The sequence below is a fragment of the Endozoicomonas elysicola genome, assembly GCF_000710775.1.
Lineage (GTDB): Bacteria > Pseudomonadota > Gammaproteobacteria > Pseudomonadales > Endozoicomonadaceae > Endozoicomonas > Endozoicomonas elysicola.
In genome coordinates this window covers 3,573,707-3,598,281 of sequence record NZ_JOJP01000001.1, presented here as the reverse complement: position 1 = coordinate 3,598,281, position 24,575 = coordinate 3,573,707, and the positions used below count along the sequence as shown (strand labels likewise).

Annotated in this window: 20 protein-coding genes and 1 pseudogene; 18 read left to right on the top strand and 3 right to left on the bottom strand. The window is 46.3% G+C overall.

Annotated elements, in window-relative coordinates:
• The first annotated feature begins 4 nt into the window (after nt 1-4).
• Together GV64_RS15510 and GV64_RS15505 are read left to right on the top strand one after the other, a co-directional pair.
• Nucleotides 5-820: an HAD-IIB family hydrolase gene (locus GV64_RS15510; protein ID WP_033403602.1), complete on the top strand. Its 816-nt coding sequence runs from the start codon at nt 5-7 to the stop codon at nt 818-820.
• 37 nt (nt 821-857) lie between these two features.
• Nucleotides 858-2,075 carry a glycosyltransferase family protein gene (locus GV64_RS15505; RefSeq protein WP_020584344.1) on the top strand — a complete coding sequence of 406 codons (1,218 nt, stop codon included), beginning with the start codon at nt 858-860 and terminating at the stop codon, nt 2,073-2,075.
• 23 nt (nt 2,076-2,098) lie between these two features.
• Here the strand turns inward: GV64_RS15505 and GV64_RS25950 are convergent, their stop codons facing one another.
• Nucleotides 2,099-2,725, bottom strand: coding sequence for a hypothetical protein (locus GV64_RS25950; protein ID WP_020584345.1), 627 nt, complete (start codon nt 2,723-2,725; stop codon nt 2,099-2,101).
• A gap of 372 nt (nt 2,726-3,097) precedes the next feature.
• On the opposite strand from GV64_RS25950, the gene rpsB reads away from it, so the two are divergent.
• The 15 genes from rpsB (at nt 3,098) to rnhB (ending at nt 18,447) form a co-directional block, all read left to right on the top strand.
• Nucleotides 3,098-3,883, top strand: a complete 786-nt coding sequence (gene rpsB / locus GV64_RS15495; protein WP_026258531.1) for a 30S ribosomal protein S2 — start codon at nt 3,098-3,100, stop codon at nt 3,881-3,883.
• 242 nt (nt 3,884-4,125) lie between these two features.
• On the top strand, nt 4,126-4,986 hold the full coding sequence (tsf, locus tag GV64_RS15490; protein ID WP_020584347.1) for a translation elongation factor Ts: 861 nt from the start codon (nt 4,126-4,128) through the stop codon (nt 4,984-4,986).
• A 310-nt stretch (nt 4,987-5,296) separates the two neighbouring features.
• A complete protein-coding gene (gene pyrH, locus GV64_RS15485; RefSeq protein ID WP_033403603.1) occupies nt 5,297-6,028 on the top strand; it encodes a UMP kinase in 732 nt (243 codons plus the stop codon).
• Between the two features lie 2 nt (nt 6,029-6,030).
• Entirely contained in the window at nt 6,031-6,588 is a 558-nt protein-coding gene (frr, locus tag GV64_RS15480; protein ID WP_026258533.1) for a ribosome recycling factor, read from the top strand.
• A gap of 242 nt (nt 6,589-6,830) precedes the next feature.
• Complete coding sequence (uppS, locus tag GV64_RS15475) at nt 6,831-7,610, top strand: polyprenyl diphosphate synthase (protein WP_152554081.1); 780 nt, start codon at nt 6,831-6,833, stop codon at nt 7,608-7,610.
• Nucleotides 7,604-8,407: a phosphatidate cytidylyltransferase gene (locus GV64_RS15470; protein ID WP_020584351.1), complete on the top strand. Its 804-nt coding sequence runs from the start codon at nt 7,604-7,606 to the stop codon at nt 8,405-8,407. The genes uppS and GV64_RS15470 overlap by 7 nt, the downstream gene beginning before the upstream one ends.
• A 3-nt stretch (nt 8,408-8,410) precedes the next feature.
• Nucleotides 8,411-9,625: a 1-deoxy-D-xylulose-5-phosphate reductoisomerase gene (gene ispC / locus GV64_RS15465; RefSeq protein WP_020584352.1), complete on the top strand. Its 1,215-nt coding sequence runs from the start codon at nt 8,411-8,413 to the stop codon at nt 9,623-9,625.
• Complete coding sequence (rseP, locus tag GV64_RS15460; RefSeq protein ID WP_020584353.1) at nt 9,622-11,013, top strand: sigma E protease regulator RseP; 1,392 nt, start codon at nt 9,622-9,624, stop codon at nt 11,011-11,013. Before ispC ends, rseP begins: the two co-directional genes overlap by 4 nt.
• Before the next feature lie 186 nt (nt 11,014-11,199).
• On the top strand, nt 11,200-13,515 hold the full coding sequence (gene bamA / locus GV64_RS15455; protein WP_020584354.1) for an outer membrane protein assembly factor BamA: 2,316 nt from the start codon (nt 11,200-11,202) through the stop codon (nt 13,513-13,515).
• Nucleotides 13,516-13,689: 174 nt separating this feature from the next.
• A complete protein-coding gene (locus GV64_RS15450; RefSeq protein WP_020584355.1) occupies nt 13,690-14,199 on the top strand; it encodes an OmpH family outer membrane protein in 510 nt (169 codons plus the stop codon).
• A 6-nt stretch (nt 14,200-14,205) separates the two neighbouring features.
• A complete protein-coding gene (gene lpxD / locus GV64_RS15445; RefSeq protein ID WP_020584356.1) occupies nt 14,206-15,219 on the top strand; it encodes a UDP-3-O-(3-hydroxymyristoyl)glucosamine N-acyltransferase in 1,014 nt (337 codons plus the stop codon).
• Between the two features lie 117 nt (nt 15,220-15,336).
• Nucleotides 15,337-15,777: a 3-hydroxyacyl-ACP dehydratase FabZ gene (gene fabZ / locus GV64_RS15440; protein WP_020584357.1), complete on the top strand. Its 441-nt coding sequence runs from the start codon at nt 15,337-15,339 to the stop codon at nt 15,775-15,777.
• 53 nt (nt 15,778-15,830) lie between these two features.
• Entirely contained in the window at nt 15,831-16,613 is a 783-nt protein-coding gene (gene lpxA / locus GV64_RS15435; RefSeq protein WP_026258535.1) for an acyl-ACP--UDP-N-acetylglucosamine O-acyltransferase, read from the top strand.
• A complete protein-coding gene (lpxB, locus tag GV64_RS15430; protein ID WP_020584359.1) occupies nt 16,613-17,827 on the top strand; it encodes a lipid-A-disaccharide synthase in 1,215 nt (404 codons plus the stop codon). Before lpxA ends, lpxB begins: the two co-directional genes overlap by 1 nt.
• On the top strand, nt 17,827-18,447 hold the full coding sequence (rnhB, locus tag GV64_RS15425; RefSeq protein WP_020584360.1) for a ribonuclease HII: 621 nt from the start codon (nt 17,827-17,829) through the stop codon (nt 18,445-18,447). Before lpxB ends, rnhB begins: the two co-directional genes overlap by 1 nt.
• Here the strand turns inward: rnhB and GV64_RS15420 are convergent.
• Nucleotides 18,400-19,206, bottom strand: coding sequence for a hypothetical protein (locus tag GV64_RS15420; RefSeq protein ID WP_020584361.1), 807 nt, complete (start codon nt 19,204-19,206; stop codon nt 18,400-18,402). The genes rnhB and GV64_RS15420 overlap by 48 nt on opposite strands.
• A 254-nt stretch (nt 19,207-19,460) precedes the next feature.
• Here GV64_RS15420 and GV64_RS25640 point away from each other — a divergent pair.
• Nucleotides 19,461-20,316 (top strand): annotated as a pseudogene (locus tag GV64_RS25640) (IS982 family transposase).
• Nucleotides 20,317-20,452: 136 nt separating this feature from the next.
• On the opposite strand, the gene GV64_RS15410 reads toward GV64_RS25640, so the two are convergent.
• Nucleotides 20,453-24,421, bottom strand: coding sequence for an atrophin-1 family protein (locus GV64_RS15410; RefSeq protein ID WP_020584364.1), 3,969 nt, complete (start codon nt 24,419-24,421; stop codon nt 20,453-20,455).
• Nucleotides 24,422-24,575: the final 154 nt, after the last annotated feature.

Below are 24,575 nucleotides of genomic sequence, written 5' to 3'. Positions count from 1 at the left end.
TTTGATGGAAGTAAAAACGCTGAGAATTCTGGTTTTTACCGATCTTGATGGCTCTCTGCTTGATCATGACAGCTATAGCTGGGCTGCTGCTCAGCCTGCCTTGAAATTGCTGTGTGAACGTGAAATACCGGTCATTTTTAATACCAGTAAAACACTGGCAGAGGCGGCTGTTATTCAGCGGGAAATGGGGGTAGAGCAGCCGTTTATTACTGAAAATGGCATGGTGACAACGATCCCTGCAGGCTGTTTTCGGGACTCCTGCGAAACAGAACCCACCCACTTTTTTCATGGCCAGCCTTATCGGAGCATACGCCGAATTTTGTCCAATATCCGGCGTCAGCATGGTTTTCGATTTAAAGGGTTTGGCGATTTAACTGTGGAGCAGGTGGCCGAGGTTACCGGGTTATCACGAGATGAAGCTGGTAAAGCCATGACCCGTAAGGCCAGTGAGCCTCTGGTCTGGCTTGATAGTCACTCAGTGCTGCCGGAGTTTGTCGGATTGCTGGAATCTGAAGGGCTTCATCTGACAAGGGGGGGGCGTTTTTACCATGTTTCCGGAAAAGGTAATAAAGGGCTGGCATTGCAGGCGCTTCTGAAAAAGTATTGGCAGGAATACCCGGAAGATACCTTTCAGACCTGTGCTCTTGGTGATGGGATGAACGACTTGCCGATGCTTGAAGCGGTGGATTATCCGGTGCTTATCCGTTCAGAGCACGGCCTTGAACCGGAGGTGGGGCATATCGCTAAGGTGGTTAAAACCCGGGGGGTTGGTCCTGAGGGTTGGAATCAAGCCATCCTCGAATTGCTGAGTAAAAGATGAAAAAAAATTCTAATAACAGCTGAGAAAGGATGCGGTAATGGGTGACTTTTATCAGAATGGAATTATTACCAATTTTCATAATTTGAGAGTTCGATCAACTGAAGACATGGAGCATGATCTGTTGGCGTTCTCTCGTCAGCGCCCGATGTCTCTGGTGTTGCCTTCACTGTTTTCAGAGCTGGAAGGGCCAGCATTGGGGCATATTGTCGAAGAGCTGAGCCAGGTTCGTTATCTCTCTGAAATTGTGATTGGACTGGATCGTGCCGATCAAGAGCAGTTTGCCTATGCCAAAGATTTTTTTGGACGGCTCGATCAGCATCACCGTATTCTCTGGCAGGACGGTCCCAAGTTACAGGAAATTGATGTGTTGCTGGCCAGTAAAGGGCTGGCGCCCAGAGAACCGGGGAAGGGGCGGAATGTCTGGTATTGTTATGGCTATGTGCTGGCGTCAGCAAAGTCTGAAGCTGTCGCGCTGCATGATTGCGATATTGTGACCTATCAGCGGGATCTTCTGGCTAAACTGCTGTATCCGGTCGCTAATCCAGCGTTCAGTTACGACTTCTGCAAAGGATACTATGCGCGAATTGCTGATAATAAGTTAAATGGAAGGGTGAGCCGCCTGCTGGTTACGCCTCTATTAAGGGCTCTGAAAAAAATCCTCGGGCCTATGGAGTATCTCGAATATCTGGACAGCTTCCGTTACCCCCTGGCGGGTGAATTCTCCATGAGAACCAGTGTGTTTAACGATATCCGGATTCCCAGTGACTGGGGGCTGGAGATCGGTGTGCTGTCGGAGGTCAAGCGAAATTATTCCAGCAAGCGCCTCTGTCAGGTGGATATTGCGGATATTTACGACCATAAGCATCAGCCCCTGTCTGAAGGTGATGTGAGTCGGGGGTTGTCAAAAATGAGCCATGACATCATCAAGGCTATTTTTCGTAAACTGGCGACCAATGGTGTTCAGTTTAATACGGAAACCTTCAGAACTATTAAAGCAACGTACTACCGAGTCGCACTGGACTTTATCGAGTCCTATTACGATGACGCCATGATTAACGGGTTATATGTCGACCGTGACAGTGAGGAGCGGGCCGTTGAGCTGTTTGCCAGAAATATCATGGAGGCAGGTCAGCACTTCCTTGAAAACCCCATGGAACGACCCTTTATTCCAAGTTGGAACCGAGTGATGTCTGCTGTTCCGGATATATTGGAGCGGCTGTATGATGCTGTTGAGGAGGATAATAGCAATTTGTAGAGCTCTTTTGTTGAGAACTCCTGTTATTCTTGGCTTCTCTCTTCAAGAAGAAGTGGATATCTGTCTTGATGTAGTATTTCCAGTTTTGATATGAGTTCCCTGGTGTTGAGTGGATGCTGAGAATGGGAGGGGAATTCACGAACCCCAGGAGTTGCTGGAGAAGATGTTTTTGCGTGATAAAAAGCTTCCTGTGGGTGGATTGCTTTTTCAACCATAACGGGTAGCTTTAAGCGTTTCTCTGAGGGAGGCTGCTCTAACGCAGGTGATGTTGTTAGCTTCCTTTTTTTTGCACGTCGAGTGGATTCCACCTGATGTGAATCTGAAAAATCTACACTATTTCGCGGTGTCCGTATTGATGCAGGGTTACTAGGGCCTAACTTGGTCATCATTCCTGCGAGTTGATCCATTGGCTTCATGAGGGGTGGGTGGGTTCTAACATTGGCGGGTTCAGTATTTTTTACAAGGTTGGAGGGTAGTGGGGAGGCTTCTGAGCATTCTCTATGCTCTAGAATAGCCCCTCCGGTAGAGTTGGCTATTGGTTTGAGTTGGTGGCTGGTTTTCGGGCTTTCTGGTCGCTGTTCAGTAGAGCGATGACCATGAATAAGTGTATTGGCTATCGTGATTCCAGTTGGTGCGTTCTGGCTTATCATACAAATAGAGTCTCCGTTACAAACAGCATGGGTTCAATAGAAAGACTTCGTTTGCGCAATTCACAATGATCCGAAAAGTGCTACAGGAGTGTTATTAGTTCTTAATAAATAGAAAAAGTTTCGAAAATTGCCTGGATATGGTATAAAGCGCCACTCGATTTCGAGATGAGATACATTAAGTTCAGCCTCAGGGCTGGATGAAGCGAGTCTCATTAAAAAATTTACTATTGAAAATAGATCTCACATACACCGACACATCATTCTGGGTGCCGGCTTTTCTCAATGAGCTTCTCTCGAGAGGTCTCTCTTGAAATAAAGCCTGGTCGAATGCATGGGGTGTGTGGAGGCATAACCCTGAATCAGGAGATTCCCATGACTCAAGTCACTATGCGTGACATGCTCAAGGCTGGCGTACATTTCGGTCACCAGACTCGTTACTGGAACCCGAAGATGAACAAGTTCATCTTTGGTGCACGTAACAAAATTCATATCATCAACCTCGAGCACACCCTGCCTGCCTTTAATGGCGCTCTGCAGTTTATCGGCAAGCTGGCTGAAGGTAAGAACAAGGTTCTGTTTGTTGGAACCAAGCGCGCTGCTGGCAAGATCATTCGTGAAGAAGCTACCCGTTGTGGTATGCCTTACGTTGATCACCGCTGGTTGGGTGGTATGCTGACCAACTACAAGACTATTCGACAGTCCATCAAGCGTCTGCGTGACCTGGAAAGCCAGCGTGATGACGGTACTTTTGAGCGACTGACTAAAAAAGAAGCTTTGATGCGTAGCCGTGATCTGGAAAAGCTGGATCGCAGCCTTGGTGGTATCAAGGATATGGGTAGTCTGCCAGACGCGCTGTTTGTTATCGATGTTGAGCATGAACGCATTGCTATTCAGGAAGCCAACAAGCTGGGTATTCCTGTTATTGGTATCGTTGATACCAACTCCAGTCCTGAAGGTGTGGACTACATCATTCCAGGTAACGATGATGCTATCCGTGCTATTCAGCTGTACCTGAAGGCTGCTGGTGATGTGATTATGGAAGGCCGTGCCCGTGCGAACACTGGTGCTGAAGAAGAGTTTGTAGAAGTCGAAGAAGCTCCAAAGGCTGCTGAGGAAGCTCCAAAAGCTGAAGAAGCGGAAGGTTCTAAAGAAGCCTGAGGCTTTTAAGGATCCGACTTCAGGCAGTATCTGGGTAGTCAGACCTGCTGGTTTGCTTGCAGGATGATTAGGGAAAGCTGTTGTTGAGACTCTCCTGTAAAAGCCACAGAGGCTGTTTGTATCTTTAGGTAGGAAGTAAGGGGGCTTTGCCCCCTTTTTTCCGATGTACAGATAACTATTTTCTTTTCCATCTCTCGTGAAGCAGAGTTGGAGCAAGACTGTCAAATTGAGAGGAATCAACCATGGCAGCTGTTAGTGCAGCACTGGTAAAAGAACTGCGTGAGCGCACTGGTCTGGGCATGATGGAGTGCAAAAAAGCACTGGTTGAAGCGCAGGGTGACATCGAAGTTGCGATCGAAGAAATGCGTAAGTCCGGTCAGGCAAAAGCCGCCAAGAAAGCTGGCCGTATCGCTGCTGAAGGTATCGTTGCTGTTAAAGTGGCTGACGATGCCAGCTTTGGTGTTCTGGTTGAAGTGAACAGTGAAACTGACTTCGTTGCTCGTGACGATAACTTCCTGGGTTACGTTCAGCAGGTAGTTGACGCTGCTTTCGCTCGTAAAGAGACTGATGTTGCTGTTCTGATGGAAGGTGAGCTTGAAGAAGCTCGTCAAGCGCTGGTTCAGAAGATTGGTGAGAATATTGGTGTTCGTCGCATTGCGATCGTTGAAGGCGGTGTAGTCGGTTCTTACGTTCACGGCAACAAGCGTATCGCGGTTCTGACCAAGCTGGAAGGTGGTGATACTGAGCTGGCTCGTGATATCGCTATGCACGTTGCCGCTGTTAACCCGCAGGTGGTTAACAAAGAAGACATGCCAGCTGAGCTGGTTGAAAAAGAGAAAGAGATCTTCAAAGCTCAGGCTGAACAGTCTGGCAAACCAGCTAATATCATTGAAAAAATGATCGAAGGTCGTATCGGCAAGTTCCTGGCTGAAAGCAGCCTGGTTGAACAGCCTTTTGTTAAAGATCCTGATACTACTGTTGGTGCACTGGCTAAGAAGTCCAGCGCTGCCGTCATCAGCTTTGTTCGTTTTGAAGTTGGCGAAGGTATTGAGAAGGAAGAAGTGGACTTTGCTGCTGAAGTTCGCGCTCAGGCAGGACTGTGATCTTCGGGGTTTGTCTGGGGGTAGATTGCTGCTCTCGGGCAAACTCCTGTGCCAGCCCTAGGGCTGGCCTTTTTATGTCCATCTGAAACTGATGGTTGATTTCCAGTTTTTTTTCATGTGAAAGTCATGAAGTAAGGAATTAACTGTCAGGACACTTCAACTCGCTGGCTTGTGGCCAGATGTCTCATCGAATGCGGCTATTTCAGCTAACCTCCGGATGGTAGCTGATTTCCAGAAGGTAGCTGACTTCCAGTTGGCTGCGCATTTGCGGGTTGAGTGTAATTTAGCCAATCAGACTCGGAAACTGAACATGCCGGCAAGTGATAGTCAACCGAAATACAAACGTATACTGCTTAAACTCAGTGGTGAAGCCCTTCAGGGTGAGGGTGAGTTTGGTATTGATCCCAGGGTTCTGGATCGAATGGCGCTGGAGATCGGTCAGCTGGTAGGGATCGGTGTGCAGGTTGGTATCGTCATTGGTGGCGGAAACCTCTTTCGAGGCGCTGAGCTGAGTGCTGCAGGTCTTGATCGTGTGACCGGTGATCATATGGGGATGCTGGCGACGGTCATGAATGCCCTGGCTATGCGTGATGCCCTTGAGCGTTCCAATATTAATACCCGGGTTATGTCAGCCATTCCTATGAGTGGTGTTGTCGAGCATTATGATCACCGGCGTGCCATGAGATACCTCAATTCTGGCGATGTCGTGATTTTTTCTGCTGGTACTGGAAATCCTTTTTTTACGACAGATTCGGCGGCCTGCCTGCGTGGTATCGAGGTTGGTGCTGATGCAGTGTTGAAAGCAACCAAGGTCGATGGTGTGTATGATAAGGATCCGGTTAAGTATTCTGATGCAGTAAAATTTGACCAGCTAACCTATGATGATGTCCTGGAGCGTAAGCTGGGCGTTATGGATTTGACAGCGGTGTGCCTTGTGCGAGACCAGCAGATGCCATTAAGGGTGTTTAATATGAACAAGTCCGGTGCATTGCTTAATCTGGTGGTTGGTGGTGATGAAGGAACACTGGTAAACGGGGGTTAATGATGATCAATGAAATTAAAGATGATGCCAAAGAGCGTATGGGCAAAACCATTGAGTCGTTGACGGTTGCCTTCAATAAGATTCGTACTGGTCGTGCTCATCCAAGTCTTCTCGATGGTATCAAGGTTTCCTACTACGGTTCAGAAACACCTCTGAGCCAGATGGCCAACATTTCTGTTGAAGATGGCCGGACTCTGGCCGTGCGTGTCTGGGAGAGGCAGGTTGTTCCTGATGTAGAGAAGGCGATTATGAAGTCTGACCTGGGGCTGAATCCTTCTACTGCAGGCGAAGTGATTCGTATCCCGCTGCCGCCGCTGACTGAAGAAACTCGTAAAGGGTATACACGTCAGGCCCGGCAGGATGCAGAGAATGCACGTATTGCCATTCGTAATATTCGCCGTGATGCGTTGGCGGACATTAAAGAACTGGAAAAAGAAAAAATGATCAGTGAGGATGATGAGCGTCGTGGGCAGGATGATGTTCAGAAGCTGACTGATCACTTTATTGCTGAGGTGGATAAAAGTCTTTCTGTCAAAGAAAATGATCTTATGGCGATCTGATGACAGTCTTGATTACCTTGGATCGCACTTTATAAAAATGGCGTCGTTGCGTTCTAAGCGGTGCAATCCGCTAAGGATCCTGCGACACTATTTTTATGCTGACAGGCAAAGTAACAGGCGTCAGTTGTCAATTGATACTTTGCTGGTGCTTGCTTTTTACTGCAGGCTCCTGCAAGGTTCTACTGTTAAACTTTCTTTATCTAAAAACGTTTTACCTGCCAATTTTCAGATCGTCTTTATTCATGGCCAATACATCTTTACAGGGAACAAGCGGCATTGAGGGAGTTCCATCGGAGAGGCTGCCGCGCCATGTGGCTATTATTCTTGATGGTAATAACCGCTGGGCCAAGCGTAAGCATTTACCAGGGCTTGCTGGTCATCGAGCGGGCGTTAATCGGGTTCGTGAAGTCGTTGAGGCCTGTGCTGACTATGGTGTTGAAGTACTGACACTGTTTGCTTTCAGTAGTGAGAACTGGAACCGGCCTGTCGTTGAAGTGAATGGGCTTATGCGTCTATTCCTGAACGTTCTCAGAAGAGAAGCCCGGCGGCTGAAGAAGAACCGTATCCGTTTGAAAGTGATTGGTGAGGTCTCCCGGTTCAGTTCTGATATCCAGAAGCACATTCATGAGGTTGAGGCACAAACTGCAGAAGACTATTCGGTAACTTTGGTGATCGCAGCCAACTATGGCGGTATGTGGGATATTGCTTCTGCTACACGCCAACTGGCAGAAAAGGTCGCTCGAGGTGAACTGAGTTCTGAGGATATTGATGAGTCAGCTATTGAGCGGCATCTTAGTACTTCAGGCCTGCCTCCACCCGATCTCCTGATTCGAACCAGTGGTGAGCAGCGGATTAGTAATTTTCTGTTGTGGCAGTGTGCTTATAGTGAATTCTATTTTACCGAAACATTATGGCCTGATTTTGGACGTGATGAACTTCAGCAGGCCCTGCTGAGCTACGCCCGTCGCCAGCGACGATTTGGCAAAACAAGCGAGCAGGTGGAGGCTGAAACTACGTGCTGAAACAAAGAATTATAACTGCTCTGGTATTAGCGCCATTGGCGCTGGCTGGAGTGTTTTTATTGCCGTTGACCAGCTTTGGTTATTTTATTGCTGCGATTATTATGCTCGCCGCATGGGAGTGGGCAAACCTCTCCGGTTTTGAACAGGTATTCATACGGCTTTCATACACATTAGCTGTTGGTGCTTTCTGTGGACTTACCCTTTTTCTACCTCCCTTTCTGATACTTGGTCTGGCTGCTGTCTGGTGGTTGGTCGTTTTCGTCCTTGTTAAACAATACCCTGGTAGTGGACGCTTGCTGGTAAGTCGACCGCTCAGGCTTTTGATGGGGGTGTTAACACTGGTGCCAGCGTGGCTTGGTCTTTATGAACTCAAGCAAATGACGGATTCAGCCTGGCTTATCGTTACCCTGCTGGTGATGGTTTGGGGAGCAGACTGTGGCGCTTATTTTGCTGGCAAGCGTTTTGGTAAGATAAAGCTTATTGAGCGGGTTAGTCCAAAAAAGACATTGGAAGGGCTGGTGGGGGGCGTTCTGGTGTCAATGCTCATTTCGAGCCTTGTTACACTGTTTGGCAGTGTGAGCTTCTTTCAGGGGGTGTCATTGTTAACGCTGACCATTTTGACAGTTCTGGTTTCCGTTCTGGGTGACCTGTGGGAGAGTGTTCTGAAACGGTATAGGGGGCTTAAGGATAGTGGTAATCTTTTACCAGGTCATGGTGGTGTTCTTGATCGAATTGACAGTCTGACTGCGGCCGTTCCGGTATTTACTCTCTACGTCATGATAATCAGGGGTATATAGGTCATGACTGTATTATGCTCTCAATCTGCCAGGCAGCAGGTCTGTGTGCTGGGCTCTACGGGGTCAATCGGAAAAAGCACGCTGGATGTAATAGCTCGAAACCCTGATCAATTCAGCGTTCACTCATTAGTTGCCGGCAAAAGTGCGAATGTTATGCTGGAGCAGGCTCGTCAATTTCGGCCTCAGTATATCGTGATGGCTGATAGGCAGGCAGCGGAAGTTCTTCGAGCTGATCTTAAGGCTGAAGGATTGAGCATATCGGTAGAATCCGGTGTGACTGCGATGGCTCAGGTTGCAGCGGATAGTAACGTTGATGTTGTCATGGCTGCTATTGTTGGCGCTGCTGGACTGGTGCCAACAATGGCTGCTGTTCGTGCTGGCAAGAAGGTTCTGCTGGCCAATAAGGAAGCACTTGTAATGACAGGTGCCTTATTCATGGATGCAGTCAAGGCTTCTGGCTCTATCCTGCTACCCATTGACAGTGAACATAATGCAATTTTTCAGTGTCTACCTTCTGAGCACCAATCAGGTCTTGAACGAGTGGGGGTTAGAAGAATATTGCTGACAGCTTCTGGGGGGCCATTTCGGCAATCTCCTGTAGAAAGTTTTGCTACTGTTACACCCGAGCAGGCTTGTGCTCACCCAAACTGGAGTATGGGGCGTAAGATCTCTGTAGATTCTGCGACCATGATGAATAAGGGGCTTGAGTTTATTGAGGCTTGCTGGTTATTTGGTGCAACGCCTGATCAGGTAGAAGTGGTTATTCATCCACAGAGTATCATCCATTCGATGGTCGATTATGAGGATGGCTCAGTGCTGGCGCAGATGGGGAATCCTGATATGAGAACACCCATTGCTCACGCTCTGGCATGGCCAAAGAGGATTCCGTCCGGTGTATCTCCGCTATCGCTCACGGATATTGCCAGGTTGGACTTTTATGCGCCGGATATGTTGCGCTATCGTTGCCTGCAGCTGGCTCAGGAGGCGGCTCGTAGTGGTGGTACAGCTGCAGCCATGCTGAATGCAGCTAATGAAATTGCAGTTGACGCGTTTCTTGATCACAGGCTGCGTTTTGATCGTATCCCTGAAGTAATTGATGCAACGCTGCAGACATTGCCCATTATGAATGCCGGTGATCTTGAACAAGTGCTGGAAGCCGATAAGGATGCTCGTTATCTGGCACAGAAACAGGTTTCTCAAATGCAGGGTGTTGCATGATTTTTGAATCCCTTCTTGACTCAGCGCAAACCATTTTCGCCTTTGTGGTAACCCTTGGGATACTGGTAAGTATTCACGAGTTTGGTCACTTCTGGGTGGCCAGACGTTGTGGCGTTAAGGTACTTCGATTCTCTGTGGGCTTTGGTAAGTCGCTCTGGAGTAGAACGGACCGTCATGGCACTGAGTACACAGTTGCCGTCGTTCCTCTTGGTGGCTACGTCAAAATGCTGGATGAGCGGGAGGGGCCTGTTCCCAGTGGTGAGCAACACCTCTCTTTCAATAGTAAGCCTGTGCTTTCCCGGATAGCCATTGTTGCCGCTGGGCCAGTCGCTAACTTTTTTTTGGCGATCTTTGCCCTCTGGCTCATGTACATGGTGGGTGTCCGCACCTTGATGCCGCAGGTGGGCGAAGTTATTCCGGAATCACCTGCAGCGGTTGCAGGCCTTCTGCCTGGCGATGAAATTGTTGCTGTCAATGGGACTGAAACTCCTGGCTGGCAGGCGGTAAATATGGAATTGCTGGCGTATCTGGGTGAATCCAGAAGTATTTCTTTCTCCGTTCGTTCTGGTGAGCCTGGCGAGGTCGCAGAGGGTGCGGTCAGAGATAAAAACCTTCAGGTAGTTGACTGGCTGGTGAGTGAAGAGCAGCCAAATCCAATACGCTCACTGGGTATTATTCCTTATTCTCCAGAAATTCCGGCAGTCATTGGTCAGCTGTCACCGGATGGCGCTGCTACGAGGGATGGGATGAAATCTGGAGACAGGGTGCTGGCTGTTGGTGATGAAGACATCGTTGGCTGGATGCATTTTGTAGAGATTATTCGCGATAACCCCGGAAAGCCTCTGCAGCTTTTGATTGAACGGGGTGGAAATACTGAGAATATACAGCTCACTCCGGGAAGTCGATCATCAGAGGGTGTGACTACCGGCTATATTGGTGCAGGTGTTATGCAGGTTACCTGGCCGGAAGGTATGATCCGCCATCTACAGTATGGTCCTGTTGAGTCGATTGCCAAGGGTGCTCAGGCAACATGGTCTCTAACAACTATGACTCTGGAGTCCCTCTGGAAAATGGTTGTTGGTCTGGTTTCTGTTAAAAACTTGAGCGGTCCGATAACCATTGCTAAAGTGGCTGGCGCGTCGCTTGAGTCTGGGCTGGAAAATTTCCTTTATTTTCTGGCAATGTTGAGCGTCAGTCTCGGGGTGTTGAACCTGCTGCCCATACCTGTACTGGATGGTGGCCATCTACTTTTTTACCTAGTGGAAATGGTCAGAGGCAAGCCTCTGTCAGAGAAAGTCCAGACACTGGGTTTGAAAATTGGAGTGACTCTGGTTGTTGGCGTAATGATGCTGGCCATGTACAACGACTTGAGCCGACTCTTTCAATGAGTTCTCAGAGACTCTTTTGAAGAGAAAGTCAATAGTCTTTCCGGGGTAAGTACTGCGTCAGACTTGCCGCCACCCCGGACCAAAGAAAAGCATTTTGCGCCCTGCGCCATCTGCAAACCATGAAAAACGGTGAAGTAAAATGTTTTTCACGTTAATGCCAAATGAACACGGATAAGAACGGATTCCATGAAGCGATCACTGTTGTCTCTGCTGATTGGCTCTTTAGCCATCGCGCCTGGTGCCCAGGCCTTCATCGTCTCAGATATCCGGATTGATGGCCTTCAGCGGGTTTCAGCCGGGACAGTCTTTAATGCCCTGCCTGTTGAGGTTGGTGACGATATTCAATCACCGGATATCGCCGGAGCTGCCCGTGCTCTCTATCAAACCGGTTATTTTAATGATATTCGCATGGCCCGGGAGGGTGATGTGCTGGTGGTTGGCGTTGTCGAAAGACCCTCCATCAGCGCTATTGAGATCAAGGGAAATAAGGCCATCAAGACTGAAGACTTGATGACGGGGTTAGAGCGTTCTGGTCTTGCTGAAGGTGAGATTTTTCAGCAGGCAACTCTTGAAGCTATTCGCCTTGAGCTTGAGCGGCAGTATGTTGCTCAGGGTCGATACGGTGCCAGAATTACTGCTGATGTAGAGGCGCAGCCCCGTAACCGGGTCAAGCTTCGAATTAATGTTAAGGAAGGCAAAGTTGCGACAATCCAGCACGTTAATGTTGTGGGTAATACCGCGTTTCCTAAAGATGAGCTGATCGGTCTTTTTGAACTGCAGAAAGCTGAGTGGTATCAGTTTTTCAGTTCTGCGGATAAATACTCCCGTGAAAAACTATCGGGTGATTTGGAGCGCCTAAGGTCCTGGTACCTGGACCGAGGCTATATCAATTTTAATATTACATCTACTCAGGTTTCTATCAGCCCTGATAAGCAGAGTGTGTACATCACAGTTAACGTGGACGAGGGTGATAAATACACTGTCAGTGACGTCAAACTTGCAGGTGACCTGATTATTCCTGAAGACGAGGCCAGAAAGCTTTTACTGGCTCAGCCAGAACAGGTCTTCTCCCGTAAGCTGATTACTACAACGGAAGAAATTCTAAGCCGTCGCCTTGGTAACGAAGGTTATACCTTTGCGAATGTTACCGGTATTCCAAAACCGGATCATGACGACAAAACCGTCGAATTGACCTTCTTTGTTGATCCTGGTCGAAGGGCTTATGTACGGCGTATTAATTTCTCTGGTAATACCAAAACGGATGATGAAGTATTACGTCGTGAAATGCGCCAAATGGAAGGGGCTTCAGCAAATACTCAGAAGATTGAACAGTCCAAAGTTCGCCTGGAACGACTGGGTTATTTTAAAGAGGTTAATGTTGAGACGCCTCCTGTACCGGGAACCAGTGATCAGATTGATGTCAATTACACGGTTGAAGAGCAGCCTTCTGGCAGTGTGACCGCCAGTATTGGTTATTCTCAGTCGGATGGTCTGTTATTGGGTGGTTCTGTCAGTCAGAGTAACTTCCTGGGTAGTGGTAACAAGGTTACCGTAGGGCTGAATAAGAGTGATGTAAGTCAGCTCTATAATTTCAGCTTTATGGACCCTTATTACACCATTGATGGTGTTTCCCGTGGTTTTGATGTTTATTACCGGACCTATGATTACAGTGACTCGGACATCTCCAGTTATGCTGCAGATACGTTTGGTGGGAATGTCCGGTTTGGCTATCCGTTATCTGAGACGCAATCCATTAATTTCAGTCTTGGGGTTGATGGAACGGAAATTACAACTGGGGCCGGTACTCCACAGGTAATCATGGACTACCTGACGGAAGAGGGTACCAAGTTTACTAACATCAAAACATCGCTGGGCTGGTCGCAATCCGAGTTAAACCGAGGGCTTTTGCCAACGGCGGGGTATTCTCAGAGCTTATCCCTGTCCGCAGCTATTCCGGGTTCGACGACCACATTTTACAAGTTGGTATATAGAGGTCAGTACTTTCAGCCTATTACTCGCAGTTTGACAGCGCGTTTTGCTACCCGCCTGGGTTATGGTGGTGCTTATGGCAGTACCTCTGAAATGCCGTTTTTTGAGAATTTTTATGCGGGTGGTTTTGGTTCTGTCAGGGGGTATAAGGATAACTCCCTCGGGCCGAAAGCAGCGCAAAGAGATAATGCAGATGACTTTAACAGTATGGGGGGGGATGTTCTGGTTGAAGGAACGGTGGAAGTTTTATTCCCACTGCCATTTGTAAAAGATCAGCGCTCATTGAGAACCAGTGTTTTCTTTGATTATGGTAATGTGTTTGATACCACCTGCAGTTCTCAGGTAGTGGATTGTTCCAAACCGGATCTGAGCGAACTCAGGTACAGTGCGGGTGTTGGTCTGACCTGGATTACCCCGCTTGGCCCACTGACCTTCAGTCTGGCCAAAGCGCTGAATGCTAAAGGTAAGGATGAGACACAGACGTTCCAGTTCTCATTGGGTACCCCGTTCTAACCACGTGCTGAAAAGCCCTCTTTTCAGGGGGCGTTTTACGTAATTAAAAGGTGCTATCAGGCACCTTTTCTTTATAATGTACCCCTTTACCGCTATCTTACCGTAGTTTCCCTCTAAGCGATTAAGCTTTGTCAAGCTGGCTACGGATACTGATAATTTTTCAGGAGACTTATTTTGAAATCGATCAGACTGGCGATTCTAGCCCTGATTATGGTGACACCTTTTGCTAATGCTGCATCTACAGGCAGCAAAATTGGTGTGCTGGATACCGTTATGGTGTTGAGTGAGTCCAATGCAGGCAAGCAATACGCAAGAAAATCTGAGAGTAAATTTAAACCTCAGCTGCAGGCCTTGCAGAAGCTTGAAACAGAGGTTCGGGGTATGCAGGAAAAACTGCAGAAAGATGGCTCAACCCTGAGTGCAGAGCAATTGAAAGTCCGTCAACTTGAGCTTCAGCGAAAGTATGAAGACTGGCAGTTGAAAGGGCGTCAGTATCAGACTGAAAGAGCGGAAGCTGATAATGCTGAGCGTGAAAAACTCCGTCCAAAACTTCAGACTGCTATCGATAGTGTGGTCACTGATTTGAAGCTGGATCTGGTAATTGATCGTCAAATGGCTATCTATGCCAGCCCTGGTATTGATATTACGCGAAAGGTTATCGAAAGCCTGAATAAGATGAAGTAATGAGCCATGGATGATTTTTATACTTTATCAGAGTTGGCTGAAAAGTGTGGGGCTCGAGTTCAGGGTAATGGCGATAAGCAGATTACAGGGTTGAATACGCTTCAAAATGCCCAGCAGCATGAGCTAAGCTTTCTCGCCAATCCGGCCTACGCGAAATATCTGCAAACCACGCAAGCCGGGGCAGTAATTCTTAGCCCTGATGCGGCGCTTGGTTTTTCAGGAAATGCACTGATTCTTGATAATCCTTATTTGGCTTATGCAAGGCTCTCTTCTCTGTTTGACCCTGACATAGGGGGGAGTGAAGGTATTCATCCGAGTGCTGTTGTTAATGACTCCGCGATTGTTGATCCATCTGCAGCTATTGCTGCCAATGTCGTCATTGAAGCAGGTGTACAGATTGCCGCAGGCGTTCGTATAGATGCGGGTACAGTGGTTGGTCATGACTCTATTCTGGGTGCTGGTGTGCATCTTCATCGCAATGTCACCGTTTGTCATGGTGTAACCATTGGCGATCGGACCATTATTCACACAGGGGCAGTGATTGGCGGTGATGGTTTTGGTAATGCCCATGCGGATGGGCGTTGGCATAAAATTGCCCAGATCGGTGGCGTTGTTATTGGTTGTGATGTTGAAATTGGAAACAATACCTGTATTGACCGTGGTGCATTGGGTAATACGGAAATCCATAATGGTGTTCGTCTGGATAATCTGATTCAGATCGCTCACAATGTGATCATTGGTGAAAATACCGCCATTGCGGCGGGTGTCGGTATTTCCGGAAGTACAAAGATTGGTAAAAATTGTACTATTGCAGGAGCTGCTGGTTTTGCCGGTCATCTGACTATTGCTGATGGCACGTTTATCAGTGGCATGGCCATGATTACACGCTCCATCACCAAGCCGGGTTCATATTCATCCGGCACTGGTTTTATGGAGAGTCGTGAGTGGCGCAAAAATGTTGTCCGCTTTCGGCAGCTGGATGATCTGGCCAGACGTGTGAAACAGTTGGAAAAACAGTGATACTGAAGCTTCGCTGATATCCTCTGCCACTATCCGGTAAGAGACATTATAGGGTTTAGAAAAAAGGCTGGTTATCCAGCCTTTTTCTGTTACAACGATGATTAGAGTTTATGGCGAATGAGACGAATTGAGGAAATTAAGGAGATCCTTCCCCACCGTTATCCTTTTCTACTGGTGGATCGGGTTCTTCATGTGGATATAGAGAATGGTACTATTGAGTGCCTTAAGAATGTATCCAGTAATGAGCCGCACTTTAATGGTCACTTCCCCCAGCATCCGGTCATGCCCGGGGTGTTAATTATTGAAGCGATGGCTCAGTCAGCCGGTATCCTTGGTTATCATATTCGCAAGACGGATGGCGATACAATTTACTATTTTGCTGGAGCTGATAAGGTGCGTTTTCGTACACCGGTTGTTCCAGGTGATCAGCTCATTCTCCGCTCAAGGTTGTTGGCGCTGAAACGAGATATCTGGAAATTTGCCTGTGAAGCGGTAGTTGATGGTAATATTGTCTGCTCTGCAGAAGTTACGTGTGCAAGAAAGGAAATAAAATCTTGAGCGACACACTCTCCGTTACTGATTCTGAAGCTGCTAACACTGTAAAGGCAGATATTCATCCAACTGCGAAGGTCCATCCCACGGCAATTATAGAGCCTGGAGCCTGCATTGGTGAGCATGTTGAAGTAGGGCCATGGACATATATTGGCTCAGATGTTGAGGTTGGGGCCGGTACCCGTATTAACTCCCACGTTGTGCTGAAAGGTCCAACGGTTATTGGAAAAAATAACCGTATTTTTCAGTTCTCCAGTGTTGGGGAAGAGTGCCAGGACAAAAAATACGCAGGCGAGCCGACTCGGCTGGTTATTGGTGATAACAATATTATTCGTGAAGGGTGTACGATCCACCGCGGTACCATTCAGGATCAGTGGCTGACGTCCATTGGCAGTAATAATCTGTTGATGGCTTATGTCCACGTAGCCCACGATTGTGTTATAGGCGACAACTGTATTATTGCTAACAATGTGGCGCTTGCTGGTCATGTTATCGTTGGTGATAGCGTGATACTTGGTGGCTACACAACCGTCCACCAGTTTTGTCGCATCGGTGATTATAGTATGAGTGCTGCCCATACGGCATTGTTCAAGGATGTTCCTGCATTCGTAATGTCCAGTGGTAACCCCGCTGAAGCTCATGGTATGAACTTTGAAGGTATGCGTCGTCGGGGATATAGCCCTGAACTGGTCAGTAAATTACGACAGTGCTACAAAATTATTTACCGCCAGGGTTTAAGAACAGCTGAAGCCATTGACCGTCTTGAGAGTATGGAGTCACTTCCGGAGATTCAGCTGCTAATTGACTCGTTGAAATCATCGACCCGGGGCATTACCCGCTGATGCCTTCCCCTGACTTTTCATTACAGGGTAGGGCATTGAAAGTCGCTCTGGTTGCAGGCGAGGCCTCTGGCGATATTCTTGGAGCAGGCCTGATCAAGGAAATAAAGCGCCATTATCCTGATGCCACCTTCTATGGCATTGGTGGTCCGCTCATGCAGGCCGAGGGCTTTGTAAGCCTTTTTCCTATGGAACGATTGTCGGTCATGGGGCTTACCGAAGTTCTCGGTCGTTTGCGTGAGCTGCTGGGTATACGTAAACAATTGAGAGAACGCTTGATTGCTGATCAGCCCGATGTGTTTATTGGTATCGATGCACCTGACTTTAATCTTGCCCTTGAGCGAAAATTAAAAGCTTCTGGTATCCCTACGGTTCATTATGTCAGTCCTCAGGTCTGGGCCTGGAGGGAAGGACGCCTCAAAAAAATCAAGCACGCTGTTGATCATATACTGGCACTGTTGCCGTTTGAGGTGGATTACTACCGTAATCATGATGTTGCTGTCACTTTTGTTGGCCATCCACTGGCTGATCAGATTGCCATGGAGCCGGATCAAGATGAAGCCAGACAAAAACTGGGTTTGAGTAATGACGGTGGGCCGGTCATTGGTTTACTGCCGGGGAGTCGTAAAGCAGAGATTGCCAAACTGGGGCAGCTATTTCTGGATACCGCTCGCTTGTTGAGGAAGGATTTTCCTGATGCACAGTTTTTGATTCCCTGTGCCAATCAGCGGCGAAAGCAGCAAATTTTACCCATTGTCAGTGAATACCCTGATCTTAACGTAACGGTATATGATGGACAGGCTCAGCCTGTGATGGCTGCATCCGATGCTATTTTAATTGCTTCAGGGACCGCAGTTCTTGAGGCAGCGTTGCATAAAAAACCACTGGTTGTCAGTTATAAAATGGCGCCTTTGAGCTATGCCATTATTAGCAGAATGGTTAAGGTAAAATATGTCGCTTTGCCGAACCTGCTGGCTGATAAAGCGCTGGTTCCTGAAATTCTGCAGGATGATGCTACTCCGGAGAATCTGCGAGATGCGATGAAGAAGGCTGTGGAGGATCGGGATTACCGGAGATCTTTGCAGCTGTCATTTACGAAGGTACATCAAAAGTTGAAACAGAATGCCAGCAGATTGGCTTTTGAAGCGGTCATGTCGGTAATCCAGCAGGCGAATAGCTATCAGTGTGAAAGAGGCCATCAGCGGGCAAAGAGCTAATGAAGCAAAATCAATTTGACTGGTGCGATGTCAGTGAAGAATGTGTGATTGTCGCGGGTGTTGATGAAGTTGGACGGGGGCCTCTTTGTGGCCCTGTGATTGCTGCTGCTGTCATTCTCGATCCTGCCCGACCCATTAAAGGACTTAATGATTCAAAGAAACTCTCTGAAAAAAAACGAGAAGAGCTATTTGATATCATTTGCAATAATGCCTTGGCATGGTCGCTGGGTAGGGCGGAAGTCGCTGAAATCGATGAGCTGAACATTCTTCATGCAACGATGCTGGCGATGCAGCGTGCTGTTCAGGGCTTATCAGTAAAACCGGAGCTGGCATACATTGATGGTAATCGGTGCCCAACGCTTTCTTGTAGGGCTGAAGCAATTGTAAAGGGAGATAGCCGTGTTCCTGAGATTGCGGCAGCTTCTATTATTGCTAAAGTGACCCGCGACCGCGAAATGCAGGTCATGGATAGAGAGTGGCCCGGTTATGGTATTGCCGGGCATAAAGGCTATCCAACTAAAGTGCATTTGGAAGCATTAAGAAAATTGGGGCCTGCACCTGTTCACCGTCGTTCATTCAGGCCTGTGAGAGAGTTGCTTGAGGCTCGGGAGCAGTTTTAACTGCTTTTTTTGTTCAAGCGTTTTTCGGGCCTCCTTTAAGCGATGCTTAAGATCAAGTTGCTTTTTGTTGTGGAGATCTTTTCGCTTTGCATAAATGGTTGCCATCAGGCCAAGAGTGCTAATGGGAACAGTCACTGTTGCTGTGTAAAACATCTTCATTGGAAAACTAATGCAGTGATGGCACGCCGGGAAAAGCCAAGCCCCCAGGAGTGTCATGCCCAGAGTTGAAATAATCGCAACCAGTCCGGGGGTAACCAACTCTTCAATGGGTAACTGTGGTAGGTTCTCAGGGAAGTAGTTGGATAATCCTAAAAGAGCGCCTACAGCAAGACCCGGTATTGCTGTATTTATGATGCCTATCAAAACGGCATTTATCCATAATGAACCGCTGACTACCATTCCGGTATAGAATTCGGGTCTGAAAAACCAGGCTATCTGTGCATGAGCGACACCATAGACAATGGTGCCCAATAAACCAGAAATTGCAAATTTGGTTGGAGAGTCCAGTTGTCCGGACTGCTCCAGCTTGTCCAGTTCTTTATTTATTCGTTCTATTTCATCCAGAATCTTTTCTTCTGTAATTTGATCAGGGTTTTCTGCTTCATCTAACTGTAAATGTGTGAGTTTTTCTTTCTCTGAGGTGTAAGTGTGGTTTGGGTTCAAGTCTGGACCATCATTGTCCGCATAAATGCTGCCTGCTGTAGAGAAGGTTAGAAATATAAGGAATACGTGATTTATTTTTGAGATAGCTTCTCTCACAGACTAATACCTGCTTTATGGATTAATGAGTATCAGATTTAGATTTTTAGGTCTTCGGTTTGTTTCCTATTTTCTAGCTGGGAAAATATTTCGTGATTATTACTTGGATTTAGTTTCTGTGAAGGTAAATACCTCTGATTCGTTGCAGAATATTGTTAATATTCAACGTGAGTTCTACGATGAAAGACAGAGAAGCTCCAGTCATTTAGCTATTTTTCGGATAAGTCACTAGAGATAGTGAGCTGGAGGCTTTCATGTTTATTGTCAGTGTATTCTTTGATATTGATGATTTCTACAAACCTTTGAATCACAATGGCCTAGGCAACTCATTTGTTATACCCAAAAGCCTACTGTCATATCAAAGTTGTCGCTCAGTGAAATAATGACCATCATCATCTATTTCCATCAAAGTGCTTTCCGTAGCTTCAAGCACTATTATCAGCGATTGATCACCCCTCGTAAGCCCCTAAGCTGATATCCTATAACCGCTTTGCAGAGCTCATGAGACAGGTATTGAGATCACCTGCTGTTTATCTCAAGTCTAAGTGCATGGGGCAACTAACGGGCTTGTCCTTCATGGATTCTACTCCGATCGTCGTTTGCGATAATCACCGGATCACTAACCACAAGACCTTCTGAGAAGAAGCTAAGCGTGGAAAAACGTCCGCAGGTTGGAAATTTAGTTTTAAGCTCCACCTTATCATCAATCATTTTGGAGAAATTTTGTCATTCTGTTTGATAACAGCCAATACTGATGACCGCAAGCCAGTGCCAGACTTGGTAGGGGAACTAACGGATTGGCTTTATCGAGATAAGTGTTATATCTCCGAAAAGCTGGCAGACTGGCTACGAGAGAAAGGCCTGAGCCTGATAACCAGAGCCACGAAAAATATGAAACCCAGGGAGCAGAAGGTCTTTGATAAAGTGATGTTGCGAAAGTGTGCAGTCATAGAAAGCGTGAATGATCTGTTAAAGAATATTTCTCAGATAGAGCACTCTCGACATCGTTCACTCTTTAATTCTACTGTAAGTCTGATGGCGGGACTTATTGCCTATTCACGACAACCCAGAAAGACGCATATTACAAAAGGTATGCTTATCGCTTTCTGAGTGACGAGCTCTCGATGATGATGATCAGATGTGAGCTTTTAACTGCTTTCTAAGCTTTCCACACTTAAGAAAGCAGTTATTTGGGGTTGACTATTATTTTTCGACCAGCAGTAACGAAGCCTGATTTTTTTATCGCTTAATCTTCTACCTTAATCGCCTGAAAGTCATGATTGACTGGTAGTCCAAGAGTTTCTCTCATCTGAAACAACCAGTTGCGCATATTGATTAAATTAGAGGCATATATAAAATATCCGTATCGGATTTGGTAACTGGTCAAGTCATCAAAAATTTCAGAAACCTCCCCCTTCTCTCTATTATCAAACGCTAATTTTATGAACTTTTGTAGCTTGGACTCCATTTCCTTGTCCTTACAATATGGGGCTAGAGATTCATATAGTGTGTTGATGGAGGGTATCGTTATCACTTGTGAAATACATTGGTTGGGCATCAAGGGGTTACTACTTTGGAAATAGTTCCCCATTTCGTGGGTGACAGTCTGCATGCTTTGTGTAAATTGGCTTATCTGCTCATTTCTACCCAAAAAACTATCTTTGAACTGCTCTGTCACTAGTTGGACCTGTGAGAAAGAGACCCTGTGCTGAAAAAAGCCTTGGTTTGGAAGTTGAGGCTGCTGTGTTGTGGCTATTGCATAGGAAGAGTCATTTATATGCTGAGTAGCAGCTTGTTGATGTGCTGATTGCAGGGTGCTTCCTACTTGTAATATTGCGGGATCAGCTGATTGTAGCTGTGTTGGTATACTTAAAGGAATTAGTTGTTGTGAATTCGGAAGGTGGGCTAAATAGTGCCTGCCTTGTGGCGAAGTGTATAAATCTTGTGGAGGCCTTAGTGGAAATGGTATGCCGGGAGTATATCTTGAATTGATGTCTAGAGACCTTGAGGCTTCAACACTGTATTTTACTTTTTGCAAATTAGTATGACGTAAAGGCTGTTGAGCTTGAAAATTCATTTGTTGCTGCTCGATTGTTTGTGCACCATACATCGCTGGAAACCTGTAGCCTTGTACAGGTATGAGAGCTGCCTGTAATTGATTGTGCGGTACAGGTCTAGCAAAAAAAGAAGGGTGGGGCGGGAAAAATTGGCTGCGTTGAGGAGGGGGGGGGTTGGTCTTTAGTGGAGGAGCTAGAAATTGATTGCCATTTAGCATGCCATGGTAGTTTAGGGGAGGTCTTGTGGTTACAGGCGGGCTATGTCTTACTTCTGGTTCAAATTGATAGAAAGCAGAAGACATTTTTTGATAATCAGTCTGTGTTTGATATTGATAAGAGTGTGGTAAGACTCCTTGAGCTTGAAAGCTCATTTGCTCGGCTCGGATCAAAGGATTCGAGGGTATGGGGGATGGATATCTTGCAGTATGTCCAGGAGCTATTGAACTATACGACGGGATAGGAGGAGTAAAACCTGTATAGGGGGAAGTAAAATGGAACTGCTCCCTATAGAGTGGAGCGTTTATCCTTGGTGGAGGCGATGTAAACATTGTTGAATGGAAGACACCTGATTGTGTCATAGTCGGAGGGTTGGTTTGGGCGCTGGGAGAACTCAATTCTGTAGGCTTTTCCAGAGGCACCAAAGGTTCAACAGTGTTGTGTCGTTGATTGACATCTGTTAAAGGCAGCATGCCGTTAAGCTGATGCTGCTGGGTATTGCCGAAGTGCTGCATCAACTGAGCCGCTGCTTGAGGAGTTGTTGGGGATTTCGAAGAGTTAGTCAGGTCGGCATCATGACAAGTTTTTGCTATGTCACCATCAGGTAAGATAGATGTTTGTTCGGAACTGTGTTCGTTGGATTCTTGTTGTTCAAGCCTGAGTTTGGTGATCTGCTTTTGATGACATTTTTTGGCGCTTTCCTGAGTTGGAGATGGTGTTTGTTTGAGCCTGTCTCGGCTGCCATCAAAGGTTTTTTGCCATATTTCAATCTGTTTTATGAGGTAAGGAGCTGCTCCTATTTCTCTTTCCGTTTTTAAGCGTTCTTTATCAAACAATTGAAGGGCCCAGCTGCTTAATTTTTCAAGCTTTTCTGGGGAACACCATCCAGATACAGATCGGCTGTTAGTGATTTTGAAAACAGTAATCAGTGCTTGTTCTAATAACTCTCTGGTTTTATCACATGGCACATCGGGTGCAGCGTTTTGAAGGTCAAGCAGGTCCTCGAGATCGTTGTCTATGATTGAGATTCCCATCTCCATAACATTGCGATGGTTTAAGCGACTGAGTGAGCAACCCCAGGCTTTGCATGCAGTCAACTGCCACTGAGAACGTAATTTGTCATTTTGTAAAAAATCGGTATGGGGACTAGCCAGTAAAATCCTGTTTTTATGAGGTGCCATTTTTTCAATGATGTGAGTATAGATCGACAAAAAACCACCTTGCTGGCGTTCTGCTAATACTTTAATCAGGTCAAATACAGGCTGGAAGAAATGCATATAAATTTTAGACTTTGCGTTAGCAAAGCGATCAGAACATAGAGGGCCACCGCCCTTCATCTCACGGATCTGTTCCTCGATTGCTAGGATGGGTCTTAATAATTCTGCAGCTTGTCTTGCAGATATGTCTGTTCTTCGCGATTCCTCTAGCCAGTAACCGGCCCGTTCTATTTTTTCCGAAATGTCTAATATGTGCGGTTTGTCTATTGGGAGAAGCGCCGTTTCAGGCAATGCTCCTGCCGCCTCGCCATATTTTCCTTCATTATGGATATCCCATAACTCCTGACAGCTAGGATCTAGCAGTCGGTTGGTCAGCAAAACATTGACGCTATCCATCAGTTGCTTTTTCGATGGGAATGGGTCTTTGAAATAGTTGCTTAGCATCATTTTTTTAGCGACGCCACTGGCGAGCCCAAAAAAATCTTTTTTGATGAGTGGATATTTTTTTATCTGCTTATTGTATTGGCTATTTACTCTGAGAAGCATTTCAAAAAGAGCAGTAGTTTGATTGAAAACCTGAGCCAAGGAGCTGTAAGGTTTCATGATCTCTTCTTTTGCTTCTCTTATCTGAGACAAAAATCTTTCTGCAAATATTCTCTCCATATGGTGTTTACTTCGCGTTGGCGCCATCTTCTCTATCAATAAAGCAAGTTTTTCCAAGTTTCGATACAAAATAGCCTGTTCTGACTCTGTTTTGTATTCCCTTGCAATGTCATCTGCGCGGTAAAAATCAACTTTTAGTCCTGCTATCTGCTGCTTTCTTTGCTCAACTTCATCCGGGTTTATAAGTCCGTATAAGACGGCAGGCGCATTTTTAGCTAGAACTGTTTCAGCTTTCATTAGTGCATCACGAAACTCATTATCATCTGCTTCGTCTTTACAAGGAAGCTCTGACCTGAATTTAAGGAAATCTACCTGCCTTTCAATATATGTTCGTGCAACCTCTCTTGCTAAAGAACAAATTTTGGAGTTTTCATTCCTTGATTGGCGGTGTAAAGGCAGAAATCGTAGAGCGTCATTAATTGGGTAGTGGTATTGCCACTCATGCCCAATGCTCATTTCTAGTTTCATTCTTTGTAGGAATGGAATAATGGTAGTTTCATAGAGTCGAGTCATTTTATCTCTGAAATAATTATAATTTTTATTATCGCGATGGTTTCCAACGGGGTTGCCATCAATAAGCAAGCGATCCGAACGATAGAATTTCTGTGTCTCTCTTAAATGATGACACATCCTTTCTACTTTTAAAAAACGTGATATTGGATCAGTGTTTTTCTGAAGCTCTCTGTTAAGAATTTCTACGCCCTTATCAACCTGTTTTTCATAATCGATATCTGTGGGTGGTAGCTCTATATCTGCAGTTGGGATAATATCTTGCGGTGATTTTGGTTTTTTCGAAAACCAGTCTTTTTCTTGGATGATTACTGATTTCCCTTCTTTTATTTTGACTGGCATGTCTTGAAAAACTGCAGCATAGCTCCTGTTTTGAGTATGATTGATTTCGGGGCGTGTCAGATATGATGAGCTTTCAGATGGGTTGACTTTTTTTCCCCATGATGATGTATCTTTTGCTGAAAATGGATTTACCCCGGGAGGTATGTCCTGAGACACCAGTGGGGGAAAGTCAGCTGGATTGAGTTTTATAAAGCCAGTGCTGTTTGCCATTCTTGGTCACTCCAGATTGATAGTATGGTTTTTTATATTTTTGGGTAAGAAGTTTTTAAGATGTTAAATATAGTGTATTTAAGATAGGCAAGGTTTTTGTTTTTTTTAAGTGGCTGTGATGTTTTTAAATTTGATCAGTTTGGTAGGTGCTTAA